This is a genomic window from Frankia sp. AiPs1, assembly GCF_023716945.1.
Classification (GTDB): domain Bacteria; phylum Actinomycetota; class Actinomycetes; order Frankiales; family Frankiaceae; genus Frankia.
In genome coordinates, this window is record NZ_JAMQQF010000093.1 from 1 (window position 1) to 15592 (window position 15592).

The window sequence follows — 15592 nt, forward strand, 5'->3', positions numbered from 1 at the left end:
GACCGCGGTCGCGTTGCGCGGACAGCCGGCGACGGGCGTCGCGGGGCCCCGGGCGGCAGCCGCGGACAGGGCCGAGCCGTTCGGAGATGGCAGGAGCAGGCGGGTCCCGGCGGGGATGGCCCCCAGGTCCGTCGGCGACAGCGACCAGCGGCCGGCGGGATGGCCGCGGCCCGGTGCGGCGAGAACCGCGCCCAGTTCGGCGGCGCGACGCGGCGCGTCCTCGTCATCCCGCCGGCAGGACCAGACCCGCGCGCCCCGAGTCACCGCGACCGAGACCGCGGTCGAGAACCGCAGCACGTCGACGATCACCACGGTGCCGCCGGGGGCGGCGAGGACGTCCAGGTCCTCACCACCCCAGCCGAAACGGAGCCGGAAGGGGTGCTGAGCTGCCGGGTTCACGCAGCGGCGTCGGGAACGGTGATCTCCACCCGGTCGGCGTAGAAGGCGACCCGGCCGGCGATGTCGGCGACGGCCGGGTAGGGCTCCTCGTAGGTCCAGATGACGTCGCCGAGCGTCGTGCCGTCCGCGGTCTCGACGCTGAGGTAGCTCGCGTCACCCTTGTACGGACAGTAGCTGGTCGTCTCGCTGCGGCGCAGCACGCTCTGGTCGACGTCGGCGATGGGTAGGTACTGCACCGGCGGGTAGCTGGCCTCGCGCAGGGTGCGGGAGTCGTACGAGTCCGCCACCACGCGGTCGCCGATTCGGACGACCACCCGGCCGTGGGTCGGCTCGATGGTGATCGGATGGTCGGCGTTCGGCAACAGAACCGTTCGCGACATCACTGTTCCTCCAGACCGGCCGGCCCCAAGCGGACCCACGGATGCGGCGCCCCGGTGGCGAGCAGCCGACGACGGCGACCCGCCCGGCGAGGGCGACCCGCCCGGCGAGGGCGAAACTCGGCGCAGACAAAGGCTCCGTCACATCACCGAAACCGTCAACCTCGCTCGCAGCGGTGGTCACGTCAGCCGACCGTCGGCCCCGGTCACCCGGCCGGAGTCGGCGCCGCTCGCTCCCGTCCGCGCCGATAGGCGAGCGGAGGAGCTGGCCCGCCTGCCACCCGAGCGGCGACGCCTAGGCGACAGTTCGCTGCGGATTCCTCACGCACGGTAGATGCTGCGCGGACATCGTCGCATCGCGGCAACCATCGGACCTCGGGGGAACATCCATGCAGCCGGACACCGCCGACCCCAGCCAACCGGCCTTCCTCGCCACCTACCTGGCCGGGCTCCCACAGCCTGAGCATGAACACACCGGTCCGGCGCGCAGCGTGCGCGAGGACGACTTCGACGGCCATCACGTCGTCATCACGACCACCTACGAGATCACCGTCGACGGGAGACCACTGGACGTGCACATCGGGCTGTCGAACGACGGCTCGGCGCACTGCCATGGCCTGCCCGCCTATCAGCTCCCCTCGCTCGTGGACCTGGTGCGGGTACTCATCCGCACCTTCCCCGACGAGTTCTCCCCACAGCCGACGCCCGGCGACGGCCACGACGGCCACGACGGCCACGACGGCCACGACGGCCAGCACACCAACGATCACGGCGGCGCCGGATCCAGCGGCCATTCCGAGCACGGCGACCATCCTGAACACGGCGATCACTCCCACGTCCGCGACCACGGCGACGGCGACATGCACGGCGACGATCGTCCGGGAGGGCAGTGAGGTGGCGGCGATCCGCCCGGACATCCTCCGTGACGACCAGGCGCGAGCGGACTACATCCGCGGCGTCAGACTGCTCAAGCACGAGCCCACCACGCTGACCACCGACCGGTTCGGCATCTCCGGGCGCGCCCGCCCCGTGTACACCTACGACCTGTTCGTCATCTGGCACGTCCTCGCGATGAACACCGCGGTGCCACCGGGTGGTGACGCCGGAACCCGTAACGCCGCGCACCGCGGGCCGGTTTTCCTGCCGTGGCACCGGGTGATGCTCAGATGGCTGGAGGCACACCTGCAACGGGTTCTCGGTGACCCCGACTTCGGCCTGCCTTACTGGGACTGGGCGCTCGACGGCACCCCGCCTGCGCTGGGCGGCGTGGCGAACCCGGCCGCCTCGGCGCTGTGGCGGGACACCCCGGACGGGTTCGGCGGCCAGGGCAGTCCCGTGCGCGGCGGCGGGTTCGCCTTCGACCGCGCCGACCCGACGAGTTTCCGGGTCCGGATCGCGACCGACTCCAGCGGCGCGTTGCGCCAGGTCACCGAGCGCGGCCTCGCCCGCAAGTTCGGTCAGAACGCGCCCTTCGGCTCGCCGCGGCTGCCCCGCACCGGCGATGTCCGCACGGCCTACAACACGCGTGCCGACCCGAGCCTCGCCGACTACGACCGGCCGCCGTTCGACGTCTCATCCCGCGGCTTCCGTAACCGGCTGGAGGGCTTCACCGGCCCCGGCCTGCACAACCAGGTCCACCTGTGGGTCGGCGGGGACATGGCCCCGGCGTCGTCCCCGAACGACCCGGTGTTCTTCGTCCACCACTGCAACGTCGACCGGCTCTGGGAGCGCTGGATGCACCGCAACGGCCGCCAGTACCAGCCTGATATGACGGCCCCACCGAACCTGCTCGGCCACCGGATCGACGATCCGCTTGTCTCCCCGTTCGCCCCGGCCAGCAAGCCGGACACCCCAGGCGGCGTCCTCGACGTCTCGGCCTTGTACAGCTACGACGTTCTGCCCTGATCCCCGTTTTCCGTCGGACGTTCGACGGAGACGGAGACGGAGACGGAGACGGAGACGGGGACGCGCCCGGCCTGGCCGGTCAGGAGGCGGCGGGGGCGCCGAGCTCGGCCCGATCGACGAGGTCGACGAGGTCGGCGAACCCGCGGCGATCGACGAGGTCGGTGAACAGGTCCACGACGTCGGCGGCGAGCGACCGCAGGTCGTCGGTCGTGACCGGACGGCTGTCTTCGAAGGCGAGCTCGACGGTTCGGGCGAGCAGGTCCGCCCGCCGTTCCAGGGTGGTGGCCGCGGGCTGGGCGGCGGCCGGCGGCGCGGCGCTCTCGCTACGGGTCAGCTCGCCCTCGGCCCGCACGAAACCCTCGAACGTCGCCTGGAACGCGTAGGCGACCTCGTCGGCCCCGAGCTCGGCACGGAGCACGCCGTACTCGGCGAGCAGCCGAAAGTACCGTTCGGACACCAGGTGGTGGCGTTCGTCCCAGGCCGGGTCGTGCTGGCGGGCCAGCCGGCCGAGCAGCTCCGGGTCGGCCAGCAGCAGCCCACGCAGCAGCGGACGGTGCATGACGGCGAGGAAGTAGTCGTGGGCGAACTGGTGCGGCAGGCAGGTGCTCGGCCGGGTGCGCATCGCGACGAGCAGCTCTGACATCGCCCGGGCCACCGCCCGGTCGAAGACGGCGGCGAACAGCTTCTCCCGCGTCTCCCAGTGCAGGTAGACGGTGCCCTTGCCGATGTTGGCGCCGACCGCGACGTCCTCGACGGTCACCCGCCGCGCGCCGTGCCGCAGCAGCAGATCCTCGGCGGCATCGAGGATGCGCGTGGCGCGCTCCCGCCCGCGCGACGGGTCGCGGGACCGGCCGGCTGTCGGGTTCACGCGACGACCGTATGACCGCTTTCGAGAGCTGGTCAACGTTCATCACACCGCGCATTCAACTTTTGACCGGATTTGAAATCTGGTCATACGCTGACGGTCCGATCGGCCTCGACCCCACCCGCGGAGGATGCATGGGCAACCGGACGGTGCTCGTCTCCGGCGCCGGTATCGCCGGTACGACGCTCGCGTACTGGCTGTCGTGGCACGGTTTCCGGCCGACGGTGGTCGAGCGCGGGCTGTGGCAACGGACCAGTGGCAGCCCGGTGGATGTGCGCGGTCCGGCCCTCCGGGTGGCAGAGCGGATGGGGGTGCTCGCCCGGCTGCGGGCCGCCGCCACCAACGTCACGGGGATGCGGTTCGTGGACGCGACCGGCCGCAGCGTCGGCCGGGTCAACCTGCGCGCACTCGCGCGTGCGTCCGGCGGCGGCGACGTCGAACTTCCTCGCGGCGCGCTCGCCACGATCCTGCAAGCGGCGAGCGCGGAGCACGCCGAGTTCGTGTTCGGCGATTCCATCGCCGGCCTGGCGCAGGACGAGCACGGCGTCGACGTGACCTTCGACCACGGTCGCTCCCGCCGATTCGACCTGGTCATCGGTGCCGACGGCCTCCATTCGGCAGTGCGCCGGCTCGCCTTCGGGCCAGACGCGAACTTCGTGCATCACCTGGGCCTCTACATCGCCACGGTGCCGTTCAACGGGCCGATCGAGCACCGGCGTGAGGTGGTCATGCACAACACGCCGGGCCGGGCCGTCGCCCTGCACCCCTCGGCCTCGGGGCCGATCGCGTTTTTCGCCTTCCGCCGCCCGGACCGGGCGGACTTCAACCATCGGGATATCGACCAGCACCGCACGCTGCTTGCCGGCGCCTACGCAACCGGATCATGGCGGACGCCGGAGTTGCTGGCGCGGGCGCAGGCCAGTGAGGACCTCTACTTCGACGCGGTGAGCCGAGTGGACGTACCCGCCTGGTCGACGGGGCGGATCACGCTGGTCGGCGACGCGGCCTCCTGCGTGTCCCTGTTCGGCGACGGCTCCTCCCTGGCGATGGCCGGGGCGTTCGCACTCGCCGAGGAGCTGGCCGCAACCCCTGACGATCATCGCTCGGCCCTCCGTCGCTATGAGGCACGCCACCGCCGTCTCGTCGAACCACGCCAGCGGGGCGTCGATCAGGCGGCCCACCTGCTCATCCCCACCACCTGGACCGGCATCCACGCCCGCAATGCGGCCACCCGGCTATGGCCGGCCGCCGCCGCTGCCGGCTGGCTCGGCAGCCGCCTGACCGCCGCCGGGCGCGGCCCCAACCGACCCCACCGCGCGCCCGCCCGCCCCGCCGGCGCCACCTCGCCGGGCTGACCCTCCGCCGGGAGGATTGCTCACTGTCGGTCCGACGTTGGCGGGTCTCCGGCCAGCGGGACCGCGACAACCACGGTGGCTGCCAACTCGTCGGACACGGCGATCCGGGCGATCAGCCCGGTGCGGGCGGCCGCGTCGACGAGCGATGGCGCCTGCTGGGCGCTGGTCTCGAACAACAGCCGACCGCCCGGGGCGAGCCAGGATGGCGCCCCGACGACGACCCGGCGTAGCACGTCGAGACCGTCCGTTCCACCGTCGAGGGCCAGCCGGGGCTCGTGCTCCCGCGCCTCGGGGGGCATCAGGCCGATCGCGTCGGTCGGGACGTAGGGCGCGTTGACCACCAGGAGATCCACCCGTCCCCGCAGCGCGCCGGGGAGCGCGGCGAAAAGGTCACCCTCGTGCACGAAGCCGCCGCCGGCGGAGACGTTGCGCCGAGCACAGCGCACTGCGGCTGGTTCGAGGTCCGCGGCGTGTACCTCAGCGTCGGGCAGAGCTGCAAGCAACGCGGCCGCCACTGCACCGGATCCGCAGCACAGGTCGACTACGACCTCGCCGGGCCGGCCGCCGGCCTGGTCGAGGGCCTGCCGGACGAGGAATTCCGTCCGGCGACGGGGCACGAACACGCCGGCTTCAACCGCGATCTTCAGGCCGCAGAACTCCGTCCAGCCGAGGATGTGTTCCAAGGGCTTGCCGGCGACGCGACAGTCGACCATCGCGGCGAGCTCGGCAGCAGACCGAGCGGCGCCCACCAGCAGTCGGGCTTCATCCTCGGCGAAGACGCAGCCCGCAGCCCGCAGCCGACGGACGACATGAGGAAAGGTTGGAGACGACGGAAGGGGCGATGAAAGTGATGACACGGGAAGCCTTTCGGGACACCGAAGGGCGCCCTCCCGATCACCAGGCCCGGCTGAACCACATGTGATCATGGGAGGAGTACACCCACCCTGATACTGCGAAAATGGGTCCCACCTCCTCGAAAAGATCATCTTTAGCTGCGCCCACAGTACCAGAACCAGTCCGTCCTACCAGGGGCTACGCGCGGCCGACTGGAACCGGCAGCAGGGCCCGATCGAGCAGCCCTACGACGACCGCAGCGATGACGGCAAGATCGAGGTAGTGGCAGGCCATCGCCCCCGCATAGCTGGGGCCGCCCCACGCATTCACCGTGAAGTTCGGGTCAAGTCCGGCCAGCACCTGTATCCCGGCCCGCCAACACAGGTAGAGCAGCACGACGGCTAAGGCCGCGAGAACGGCAAGCCGCCAGAGCTCAGTCGGGTGGCGGCGGACTGCGAGCGCCGTCAACCCGATCCGCCGCGCCGCGCGCCGGCCGAGCGGCACGGGCAGCGCGCCTCGAACACGCCGCTTGGCCGGACACCGTCTGCGGCGCACCCAGGCAACGACGGCGAGCGCCCCGGCCAAGATCAGTACGGCAAGGTGTTGATCCCAGGCGGCAGTGCCCGCGCTGTGCTCCGCACGCACCGAGGACCGGTGCTGGTACACGACGTTGCCCGAGACGACACCCGCGCTGAATGCGCTTACGGCCAATCCCGTCAGAACAGGCGAAAGACCTGCCGCCGCCCGACGCCGGCAAACGGTCTGGGGGTACGCATGCGGCCGATGCCGGAGCCGTGGACGGGTGCCGGCGACCCGGCCCGGAGAGGCGGCAACTGGTCGAGAGGGGGCGGCTGGATGCGACTTCATGCCCATCAGCGTCGCCTTCTCGGGCCTGCCTGTCGTCCATCGCCGGAACCCTCTCCGAGTCCTTCGAGGGGTGGACGTGGAGCGGCTCGATCCGACCTGGGACGGATGGCCCGAGTCATCCCGTGGACGGACGCCGGGGGGCGACCTCGGCGTCTACCGTCATGTCCCATGGCGCTCATCACGCCGGCCCCGTCCGGCCCGACTCGCCGGCCCGCATGCATGCGGGAATGCGCCCGGTCCGTCCTAGCCGACGTCTCCGGTAAGACCGGCCGAAGTGCTGCACCCGGCGCCGTCGATGCCGCGGTCGCCCTTGTCTCCTTCGCCCTGTTCAGTTTGCCGGCTGCGTTGACCCCGACAGTCGCGCCTGGAGCTGACGCCTACGGCTCAACCGCGCACATCCTCCTGTTCGGCGCACTCGCCGCAGCGCCGCTGATCGCGGCCCGGCGTTGGCCGCTTCCGGTACTCGCCAGCGTCACCGCGGTCCTTTGCGCGGCCGCGTTCGCAGGGGTCCGCTTTACACCCTTGGTCAGCAACGCCGGGCCGGCACTCGGCGTTGCCGTCCTCACCGTCGCAGATCACCACCCCAGGCGGATGTCACTGGCCGCGAGCACGGCGGCAGTCGCCGCGACTGCGCTCTCCGCCGCCGTCGCCATGCGGCTGTATCCCGATCAGAAACAAGATCTGGTCCAGGCGCTCATCGCCGCCACGGCCTGGCTGGTCGGCGACGCCTTCCGCACTCGCCGTCGCTACCGGTCCCGGCTGGCGCTGGAGGCGTGCCGAGAGGCCGCGGAGCGGGAGCGCCGAATCCGCGCTGAAGAACGGCTTCGGGTCGCTCGGGACGTCCACGACGTCGTATCGCACACGCTGAGCCTGATCGCGGTCCGCTCCGGAGTCGCCCGGCTGCTCGAGGACCCACGCGAGGCGCGCGAGGCACTGAGCGTGATCGAGACAACGAGCCGCTCGGCTCTCGATGAGGTGCGCCGCGTCCTACGCAGCACCCGCCAGGAGATCCGGGAGCCATCGGTTCGATCGGACGCAACACCGACAACGCGACCGCAGACGGGGACGACAGGAGTCCTGGGCCGGGCGGATCGGGCGGTCTCGTCGGCCGGGCGGCCCAAGCGCGACGAGTCGGCGCGCGCTGGCGAACAGGCCAGTGCTGACGATCGTGCCAGAGTTACCGAACCGAAGCTCGCAGACCTCGATCATCTGGTCGCCGGGCTGCAGCGACGTGGGTTCCACACGTCATACCGGCGCACAGGTACCGAGCGCTGCTACCTACCGGTCCTGGAGACCTCGGTGTACCGCATCGTTCAAGAGGCACTGACGAACGTGGTCCGGCATGCCAACGCCACCGAGGCCCAGGTCACTGTGCACGACGGGCCGCGGGAACTGGTCGTGAGCATCGTCGACGACGGCCATGCCCCACCCGGCGGCCCAGAACATCACCACAGCAACGAGACGCCGGCTGTTTGCCGGAGCGGCCACGCGCGCTACGACCCGGCCGGTGAACCGGGTGCCCCACACTCGCGACCACCCGAGTCGGACAGAGCATCAGGACCCGGGCTGGGCCTGGTCGGGATGCGCGAGCGGGCGGAGCTCTTCGCGGGCACCCTCAGTGCGGCCCCCCGCGGACGAGGGGGATACGCGGTCGTGGCCCGATTCCCGGTCTCACTCGCCACCGTGATCGCGGATCAGTCTTGTGCACGTCCGCCAGCGTCTGTCCGGCAGCGCCCTGTCGGGCCGGATACAGGCTGACGATGGTGACAGCCGATGGCACCGCGCCTGCGGAGAGCCATGATGGGCCGGGCAACCGACCTGAGACCGACTGTGGATCCCGCCCGTTGCCTGCGGCCGATAATCCCGTCCGGGTCCTCCTCGCCGACGACGAGGCTCTGGTGCGGGCCGGTTTCCGGGTGCTGGTCGAGTCCGCTCCCGATCTCACGGTGATCGCGGAGGCCGGGACCGGCGCTCAGGCGGTCCGGTTGGCCAGGCATCTGCGCCCGGACGTCGTTCTCATGGATATCCGTATGCCGATCATGGATGGCTTGGAGGCGATGCGGATCATCGCTACGGACCCTGACACCGTCGCCACGCGCGTCCTCGTGGTCACGACCTTCGATCAGGATGAACACGTCTTCGCGGCCCTGCGCGGCGGCGCCAGCGGATTCGTCCTCAAGGACACCCGCCCGGAGGACCTCCTGGCCGCGATAAGGATCGTGGCCGCCGGCGACGCGCTGCTGACCCCGAGCGTCACCCGACGGCTCATCGCCGAGTTCGCCCAGCGGCCGCAGCGGCCCGCAGCCCGAGGCGAGGAGCTGACCCGACTGACGGAACGAGAGCGCGAGGTGCTCATCCAGGTCGCCGCGGGACTGTCGAACTCCGAGATTGCCCGGCGGCTGTTCGTCGGCGTCACAACCGTCAAGACGCATGTCAGCCGGTTACTGACCAAGCTTGGCGCGCGCGATCGGGCGCAGCTCGTCGTCGTCGCATACGAGTCCGGCGTGGTACTCCCCGGCGCAGGTCCGCTCGTGCCGGGATCGGACCGCTCGTGAGCATGATTCAGGCGAGGGCGTGCCCCGTAGTCGCCTCGACGTGGTCGGGCAAAGGGTCATGACGGTCTCCCACGGACAGGGTGCCTGTTGGTTCAACCAGGAGGATCGACGCGCCGGCCGGAGATGCGGGACGGTGCTCCACACCGCGCGGGACGACGAGGATTTCCCCCCGGTGCAGGATGACGACTCGCTCCCCTCCGCCAGGCGCGTCGCGCATGGTGATGTGCAGAGTGCCCGCGAGCACGAGGAAAAACTCGTCAGTATCGGAGTGCGCGTGCCAGACATGCTCGCCGGCGACCTTCGCGATGCGAATGTCGTAATCGTTCACCCGAGCGACGACGCGGGGACTCCACAGCTCCTCGAAACTGTCGAAAGCGGCCTTGAGGTCGACCGTAGCCGCCCATGGACCACGCGGAGGCTCGGCCGCCGCTGCTTCAGGGACAGCGCGCGCGGAGCGGTCGGACGCGAGGGCGGCGGCGGACGTGGGACGGCGGTAAGGCCCGGAGACTGGGTCGGCGGTCATGCGTCGATGCTGCCGCCCGACGAAGGAATGGACGAGTGCTAGGAATCGCGCATGTCGCCTGGATCCTCGCAACCGGATCGCGCGCCAACGCATCGAATCGCGGTGATCGTGGATGATGGGTCGAATCCCTTCGAGCTGGGTGTCGCCACCGAGTTGTTCGGGCTGCGCCGCCCCGAGCTCGACCGGCCCTGGTACGACTGCACGCTCTGCGCACCCACCCCGCAGATCCGGATGCACGGCGGGCTGTTCACCCTGTCCGGCGTCGCCGGGCTCGACGCGGTGTCCGCTGCCGACACGGTCATCGTGCCGAACCGTCCGGATCCGCTCGTCACACCACCACCACCGTCAGTTCTGGCCGCGATCCGGGCGGCCGGCGACCGCGGGGCCCGCCTGGTCAGCTTCTGCACGGGGGCGTTCACCCTCGCCGCCGCAGGGGTGCTCGACGGTCGCCGGGCCACGACCCACTGGCGGTGGGCCGAGCTGTTCACCCGCCGCGTGCAGCTCGTACCCGATGTGCTGTTCGTCGACGACGGCGACGTGTGCACAGCCGCGGGCAGCGCCGCCGCCCTCGACCTCGGGCTGCACCTCATCCGCCGTGATCATGGAGCCGAGATCGCGAACGTGGTCAGCCGACGGCTGGTGTTCGCTGCCCATCGTGATGGCGGGCAGCGGCAGTTCGTCGAACGGCCCGTACCGATCGTGCCCGACACCTCCCTCGCGCCGCTGCTGGACTGGGCCCGCCAGCGGCTCGACCGACCCATGGCGATCGCAGATCTGGCCAGCCAGGCTGCGGTCAGTCCGGCTACGCTGCACCGCAGGTTCCGCGCCGAACTCGGTGCCACCCCACTGAGCTGGCTGACCGCCGAACGGGTCGCGCTGGCCTGCCGGCTGCTCGAACGCGGGGAACGTCGCCTCGATCTCGTCGCCCGGTCCAGTGGTCTCGGGACCGCCGCGGGTCTGCGGGTCGCCCTGCGCCGGCACACGGGCCTCACGCCGACCGCCTACCGGCGCCAGTTCGGGCCGGGCCGGCCGGCGCCAGGACTGACCGGTCCGGCCGACAGCCACTGACGCTGGAGGGGCCGAGCAGATCGATAAGCCGGGGCCGGCACGACCCGCGGGGGAACGGTCCGCGGGGGAACGGTCCGCGGGGGAACGGTCCGCGGGGGAACGGTCCGCGGGGCGAGCCCGAAGGGGCAGCCAACGCGGTTCAGGCTGCTACAGACGTACAGCGTCTGGTCAATCCAGAAGTCGACAGCGGCGAACCCCTGACCCCCTGGATGGCGACTTGTAGTCTCTTCTCGCCTGCAATGACCGTTCAGCCATGGCCTTCCGCGCCCACCGCATGCGAGGAGGGGGTCCGAGGATGGTGGGCGATCCGTCCGTCATCGGCCGCATCGGCGCGCTCATCGTGGGCACCCGGGGTGACGCCGGGCCGGGCGAGGTGGTGGTGCGGATCCGGGGCGGCATCGAAACCTTCCTCGCGCTGTCCGACACTCCGCTGCCCAAGGGCGCGTCCGTGCTGGTGATCGGGACGCGCGGACCTCGGACCGTCGAGGTGGTGCCGTGGCTGGATCCCGCCGCCGTCTTCGGCGGCGATCTCTGACGAAAGGTTCGCGGCGTGTTTGGTTACCGAGTCCCCGCACCCGACCAGGCGATGCTGGTCTCGGGCGGGAAGAACCGCGGTGGGATGCCCTTCAAGGTGGTCACCGGTCACGGCGGATTTATTCTGCCGTTCTTCCGCAAGGTGCGCTTCCTGACCCTGGCGATGTGCGAGGCCGAGGTCGCGGAGACGTGCGTCACCTACCAGGGAATCTCCCTGAACGTCCGCGCCGTCATCGCCTTCAAGGTGGGCAACGACAGCGAGAGCATCGTCAACGCCGGCCAGCGGTTCCTGTCCGACCAGGGTCAGATGGCCGTGCTGACCGGGCGGATATTCTCCGGCCACCTGCGATCGATCATCGGTTCGCTGACGGTCGAGGAGATCATCCGTGATCGGCAGAAGCTCGCCACCGAGGTACTCGACGGGTCCAAGGCGGAGATGGCCCGGATCGGGCTGACCATCGACGCGTTGCAGATCCAGTCCATCGACGACGGCAAACTCGGCTACATCGCGGCGATCGCGGCGCCGCACAACGCCGCCATCCAGCGCCAGGCGCAGATCGCCCAGGCCGAGGCCAACCAGGCCGCCGCCGAGGCCGAGCAGCGCTCGCAGCGGGCGCAGGCGGAATACGCCCGGCAGACCTCCATCGTCCAGGCCCAGTACCGGGCGGAGATCGACCGAGCCCAGGCTGAGGCCGCACAGGCCGGACCGCTTGCCAAGGCCCGGGCAGAGGTGGCGGTGACCGCGGCGCGGACCGAGCTGGCCCAGCGCGAAGCTCAGCTGCGCCAACAGCAGCTCGTCACCGAGGTCGTCAAGCCCGCGGAGGCCGAGGCCGAACGGGTCCGAGTCCTCGCCCTCGCCGAGGCCGAGAAGATGAGGATCCAGGCGGAGGCCGCCGCGTCGCACAACCGGGTTGCACTCGACCGGATGCTCATCGACCAGCTTCCGGAGATCGTCCGGCAGGCGGCCTCTGGGCTGGCGGGCGCGAACGTCACGGTGCTCAACGGCGCCGAGGGCATCGGGGAGATCGCCAGCGGACTCGTTGGACAGGGCATGGCCATCTTCGAGGCCCTACGCGCGGGCGTCCGGCAGCCGGCCTACGCCGCCGACGGCCAGGGCGCCGGCACCGGCGCCGGCGCCGGACACCCCGGCATCGCGACCGCCCGGCCCGTTCAGGAGACGTAGACGTGCTTACGGCCGGCAGCGACGGGACGCGCCTCGGGTCGGCCGCAGTATCCGTACTCCACGCGACGCCGCCATACCGTGAGCCGGCATTTATCGGCCTCGATCGTCCAGGTCCGCCGCTCAAGCCGGTCCTCGACCTGAACGGGGGTTCGGGTCCCTGCTTCGCAGGCGCGGCGGTGCGCCCAGGAGTGTGCCGCCTCCCACTCCGGGAAGGTGGCCACCAGTTCGCCATCTCCGTCGTAGACCTGGAATCGGCGAGTCGCCATTGTCACGCCTTTCAGCCAATTACCGAATAATGAGAACCGCGGAGCTGTCCACGGCGCGCGGTCACGCCTGGCGGGGCATCGGTCCAGTCCGCGATGGTGCGTTGGCCGACTCCGGGCGGGGCTCGACGCCCACCCGCCCGGAGCCGGCGGTCGACGGCCGTCCGCCGCGCCTCCAGCGAGCGCGCCGACGTGCCACGTGGTCCTGGACCGCCTGATCGCCGACCAGGTCGCCGCAGCCCTCGCGATGGCGGGCCGCGCCATCGTCGTGGCGGTCCGAACGTCCCGAACGGACGGGGCCAACGGGGTGCCAGGCGTGGGCCGAGCGGTGGGGGCGGGCAGCAGGACCGACGCCGCCCGGCCGGTTGTCCCGGCGTGGGCGCCGGATCGACGCCCCGGACCCCGCGCGATCGCCATCGACTACTCCCCGTGATTCCTCACCGTACCAAGTTCTCACCCAGAGGGTTGAGTTCGCCACTCAAAGTAAACCGAGACTCGAAGCATGGCCCCTGCCTCGACCATCTGCAAGAGCTTCTGTAAGAGTTTCGTCACCCAGAGCTGTGCACTGTGTATGAGGAGTGGCGATCCAGTGGCAGGATGCACCCATCACTCCGAGCAGACCGAAGGACTAGCGATGGCCACGAGTGGCGGTCCGACTGTGCGGCGGCGGCGGCTGGGTGCCGAGTTACGGCGGCTGAGAGAGGCGGCGGACGTCTCGGTGGACGAGGTGTGCCAGCTGCTGCGCTGCTCGGTCTCGAAGGTCAGCCGGATGGAGAACGGGCGGGTGCCGGTACGCACCCGCGACGTGTCGGACCTGCTCAACCTGTACAATGTCACGGAGGGTGAGCAGCGCGACGCGCTGATGGCGCTGGCCCGGGAGTCCCGCCGGCACGGCTGGTGGCACTCATATCACGACGTCGTCCCGGCCTGGTTCGAGATCTACATCGGCCTGGAGGGTGACGCCGCGTCGATCCAGGTGTACGAGTCCCAGCTCGTCCACGGGCTGCTCCAGATCGGCGACTATGCCCGACACGTCATCCGGGCCGATGACCCGGAAGCCGACGAGGAGGAGGTCGAGCGCAAGATCGCCCTGCGGCTGGACCGACAGCACCGGCTCACCGCCCCCGACCATCCCCGGCTCTGGGTAGTTCTGGACGAGGCGGTACTTCGCCGGGAGATCGGCGGTCGGGCGGTCATGCGCGATCAACTCGATTTCCTCGCCAAACGGTCCGAACTCCCGAATGTGACGATCCAGGTCCTGCCGTTCGCGGTGGGCGCACACGCCGGCCTGGGCAGCGCATTCTCCATACTCGGATTCCCCGATTCGGAAGACCACGAAGTGGTCTATATAGAAGAGGCGGCCGGCAGCCTTTACATTGAGCGTGCAGCCGAAGTCCGGCGCTATAAGTTGAAGATGAATCACCTGCTGGCCGCCGCCCTGCGGCCAGACGAATCCATACAGATGATACTTTCGGCCGCAAAGGAATTCAAATGACCAGATTTGCGAAGCCCGATCCGGGCGGTCCCGCCGAGCTGACCTGGCGCAAGAGCAGCTACAGCAACGGAGCGGGCGGCATGTGCGTGGAGGTCGCTCCCCTGGGCGAGGGCATCGTGGTGCGTGACTCGAAGAACCCCCGCGGGCCCGTACTCTCCTTCTCCGCGGCCGAGTGGGACGCCTTCCTGGCCGGCGCGCGGGACGGGGAGTTCGACCGGCTCCGGGTCCGCCAGGCCTGACCTGACCCGGCCCAACTCGGACTCGGACTCGGAAGGACCAGAAGCTGGTCGGACGAACCGGCCAGACGAATCGGCCGGCAAGACCGGCCTGGCCTGCCCCGCGCCCGGCAGCTCCCGGTCCGGCCCGGACGCCGCCACCAGGTGCGCCCGGGCCGGACAGGGACCGCCGGGCCGGTAACCGCCGCGATCGAGGGGCGGAACGATCCGATCAACATCGACGTTCCCGGCCTGACCGGGTCGAGGTTCCTGTTCTGACGGTGCGATGGCGGCTCCTCGACATGCCGGTTGGCTCTTGCGCAACGCCCCCCGGTCGCGCACTCTTGTAGATGTTCAGTCGGTCCTCGTTGTTCAAGTGTTCGTCCCGTTGTGGTCGTGGCATTTCCGGGACACGACGTCCGCAGCGTCCACCGCGCAGGGTGGGCAGGCGGACCGGACGCTCCCGGCGCTGTGGCAGCATGGGCGGCGCTCGGCCACCTTCGCCCGCTGGACGGGCCACGCGGGCTGCACATGCCCGCCCAACGCGGAGGAGGGCAGTCGTTGTGATCGCAGATGACGGTACGGCTACCCGCGCACAGCGCCGCAACGCCACGGTCCGGGTGGCCGCGTCGCCGGCGGCGCTCGACCCCGGCGGCCACCAAGCCGCGCGTACGGCCTCAGCCCTCGTACCCGCGTGTTGTCGCCCGCCGGCGCAGGGGCCTCGGGCAGGCTCGGTCGCCGGCGGAGCCGTCATCCCGTCGCCGTCCTAGCTGAGGACGACGCACCCGCCCGCATGCCGGGCACTCCCGCACATCTGACCACGGTCGGTCCGCATCTGGATCCGCCGGGTATCGACGTCCCCCGACGGTTGCAGGCACGGCTTGTCGAGATCTACCCGCGTAGCGCCATCCTGTTCCCCTGCCACTGGGAGGTGATTGCCGTGGCCACCGCCACGACCAACCTGCTCAACACCCCGATGAAAGACCAGCGCATCGAACGTGTTCGGCGCGCGGCACTGTCGGCGTACGTGGACGGGAAGATCACCTTTGCGCAGGCGAACCTCCGGGTACGCAAGGCTCTCGAACGCTTCGGGGTGTGATGGGCCGGCCCAGGCCCGGTGGGCGGCGCCGGCCGCCGGCCGGCCCGTCCGCGAC

The 15592-nt window shown here is 70.6% G+C and carries 18 protein-coding genes and 1 pseudogene; 12 read left to right on the plus strand and 7 right to left on the minus strand.

Annotation, left to right across the window (positions count from 1 at the left end):
• A pseudogene (locus ND748_RS11725) lies at positions 1 to 399 on the minus strand (hypothetical protein); the annotation flags it as partial.
• Positions 396 to 779 (minus strand): DUF427 domain-containing protein, encoded by a 384-nt coding sequence (locus ND748_RS11730; protein ID WP_251745750.1) that lies wholly within the window; start codon positions 777 to 779, stop codon positions 396 to 398. The pseudogene ND748_RS11725 and the gene ND748_RS11730, both read right to left, overlap by 4 nt.
• Before the next feature lie 386 nt (positions 780 to 1165).
• Here ND748_RS11730 and ND748_RS11735 point away from each other — a divergent pair, with 386 nt between their 5' ends.
• Both ND748_RS11735 and ND748_RS11740 read left to right on the plus strand, forming a co-directional pair.
• Positions 1166 to 1669, plus strand: a complete 504-nt coding sequence (locus ND748_RS11735) for a hypothetical protein (protein ID WP_251745751.1) — start codon at positions 1166 to 1168, stop codon at positions 1667 to 1669.
• A 1-nt stretch (position 1670) separates the two neighbouring features.
• Complete coding sequence (locus ND748_RS11740; RefSeq protein WP_251745752.1) at positions 1671 to 2681, plus strand: tyrosinase family protein; 1011 nt, start codon at positions 1671 to 1673, stop codon at positions 2679 to 2681.
• Between the two features lie 79 nt (positions 2682 to 2760).
• Here the strand turns inward: ND748_RS11740 and ND748_RS11745 are convergent, their stop codons facing one another.
• Positions 2761 to 3549, minus strand: coding sequence for a TetR/AcrR family transcriptional regulator (locus ND748_RS11745; protein ID WP_251745753.1), 789 nt, complete (start codon positions 3547 to 3549; stop codon positions 2761 to 2763).
• 131 nt (positions 3550 to 3680) lie between these two features.
• Between ND748_RS11745 and ND748_RS11750 the strand changes: the two genes are divergently transcribed.
• Positions 3681 to 4901, plus strand: coding sequence for an FAD-dependent monooxygenase (locus tag ND748_RS11750; protein WP_251745754.1), 1221 nt, complete (start codon positions 3681 to 3683; stop codon positions 4899 to 4901).
• Positions 4902 to 4921: 20 nt separating this feature from the next.
• Here the strand turns inward: ND748_RS11750 and ND748_RS11755 are convergent, their stop codons facing one another.
• Together ND748_RS11755 and ND748_RS11760 are read right to left on the minus strand one after the other, a co-directional pair.
• The gene (locus tag ND748_RS11755) at positions 4922 to 5758 is read right to left on the minus strand and encodes a putative protein N(5)-glutamine methyltransferase (protein WP_251745755.1); all 837 of its coding nucleotides are present in this window, start codon (positions 5756 to 5758) and stop codon (positions 4922 to 4924) included.
• 175 nt (positions 5759 to 5933) lie between these two features.
• The gene (locus tag ND748_RS11760) at positions 5934 to 6446 is read right to left on the minus strand and encodes a hypothetical protein (protein WP_251745756.1); all 513 of its coding nucleotides are present in this window, start codon (positions 6444 to 6446) and stop codon (positions 5934 to 5936) included.
• A gap of 501 nt (positions 6447 to 6947) precedes the next feature.
• Here ND748_RS11760 and ND748_RS11765 point away from each other — a divergent pair.
• Positions 6948 to 8360, plus strand: a complete 1413-nt coding sequence (locus ND748_RS11765; RefSeq protein ID WP_251745757.1) for a sensor histidine kinase — start codon at positions 6948 to 6950, stop codon at positions 8358 to 8360.
• An 86-nt stretch (positions 8361 to 8446) separates the two neighbouring features.
• Entirely contained in the window at positions 8447 to 9157 is a 711-nt protein-coding gene (locus ND748_RS11770) for a response regulator transcription factor (RefSeq protein ID WP_285901970.1), read from the plus strand.
• Between the two features lie 7 nt (positions 9158 to 9164).
• On the opposite strand, the gene ND748_RS11775 is transcribed toward ND748_RS11770, so the two are convergent.
• Positions 9165 to 9512 (minus strand): cupin domain-containing protein, encoded by a 348-nt coding sequence (locus ND748_RS11775; protein WP_374215899.1) that lies wholly within the window; start codon positions 9510 to 9512, stop codon positions 9165 to 9167.
• A gap of 219 nt (positions 9513 to 9731) precedes the next feature.
• On the opposite strand from ND748_RS11775, the gene ND748_RS11780 reads away from it, so the two are divergent.
• The 3 genes from ND748_RS11780 (at position 9732) to ND748_RS11790 (ending at position 12465) form a co-directional block, all read left to right on the plus strand.
• Positions 9732 to 10748, plus strand: coding sequence for a helix-turn-helix domain-containing protein (locus tag ND748_RS11780; RefSeq protein WP_285901971.1), 1017 nt, complete (start codon positions 9732 to 9734; stop codon positions 10746 to 10748).
• 295 nt (positions 10749 to 11043) lie between these two features.
• Complete coding sequence (locus ND748_RS11785) at positions 11044 to 11283, plus strand: hypothetical protein (protein WP_251745761.1); 240 nt, start codon at positions 11044 to 11046, stop codon at positions 11281 to 11283.
• Positions 11284 to 11298: 15 nt separating this feature from the next.
• The gene (locus tag ND748_RS11790) at positions 11299 to 12465 is read left to right on the plus strand and encodes a flotillin family protein (RefSeq protein WP_251745763.1); all 1167 of its coding nucleotides are present in this window, start codon (positions 11299 to 11301) and stop codon (positions 12463 to 12465) included.
• Here ND748_RS11790 and ND748_RS11795 read toward each other — a convergent pair.
• Positions 12453 to 12731, minus strand: a complete 279-nt coding sequence (locus ND748_RS11795) for a hypothetical protein (RefSeq protein ID WP_251745764.1) — start codon at positions 12729 to 12731, stop codon at positions 12453 to 12455. The genes ND748_RS11790 and ND748_RS11795 overlap by 13 nt on opposite strands.
• A gap of 196 nt (positions 12732 to 12927) precedes the next feature.
• On the opposite strand from ND748_RS11795, the gene ND748_RS11800 reads away from it, so the two are divergent.
• The 4 genes from ND748_RS11800 (at position 12928) to ND748_RS11815 (ending at position 15537) form a co-directional block, all read left to right on the plus strand.
• Positions 12928 to 13161, plus strand: a complete 234-nt coding sequence (locus ND748_RS11800; RefSeq protein ID WP_251745765.1) for a hypothetical protein — start codon at positions 12928 to 12930, stop codon at positions 13159 to 13161.
• Between the two features lie 201 nt (positions 13162 to 13362).
• A complete protein-coding gene (locus ND748_RS11805; protein WP_251745767.1) occupies positions 13363 to 14223 on the plus strand; it encodes a helix-turn-helix transcriptional regulator in 861 nt (286 codons plus the stop codon).
• Positions 14220 to 14462, plus strand: coding sequence for a DUF397 domain-containing protein (locus tag ND748_RS11810; protein ID WP_251745768.1), 243 nt, complete (start codon positions 14220 to 14222; stop codon positions 14460 to 14462). Before ND748_RS11805 ends, ND748_RS11810 begins: the two co-directional genes overlap by 4 nt.
• Positions 14463 to 15231: 769 nt before the next feature.
• Complete coding sequence (locus tag ND748_RS11815) at positions 15232 to 15537, plus strand: hypothetical protein (protein ID WP_251745770.1); 306 nt, start codon at positions 15232 to 15234, stop codon at positions 15535 to 15537.
• Positions 15538 to 15592 lie beyond the last annotated feature (55 nt).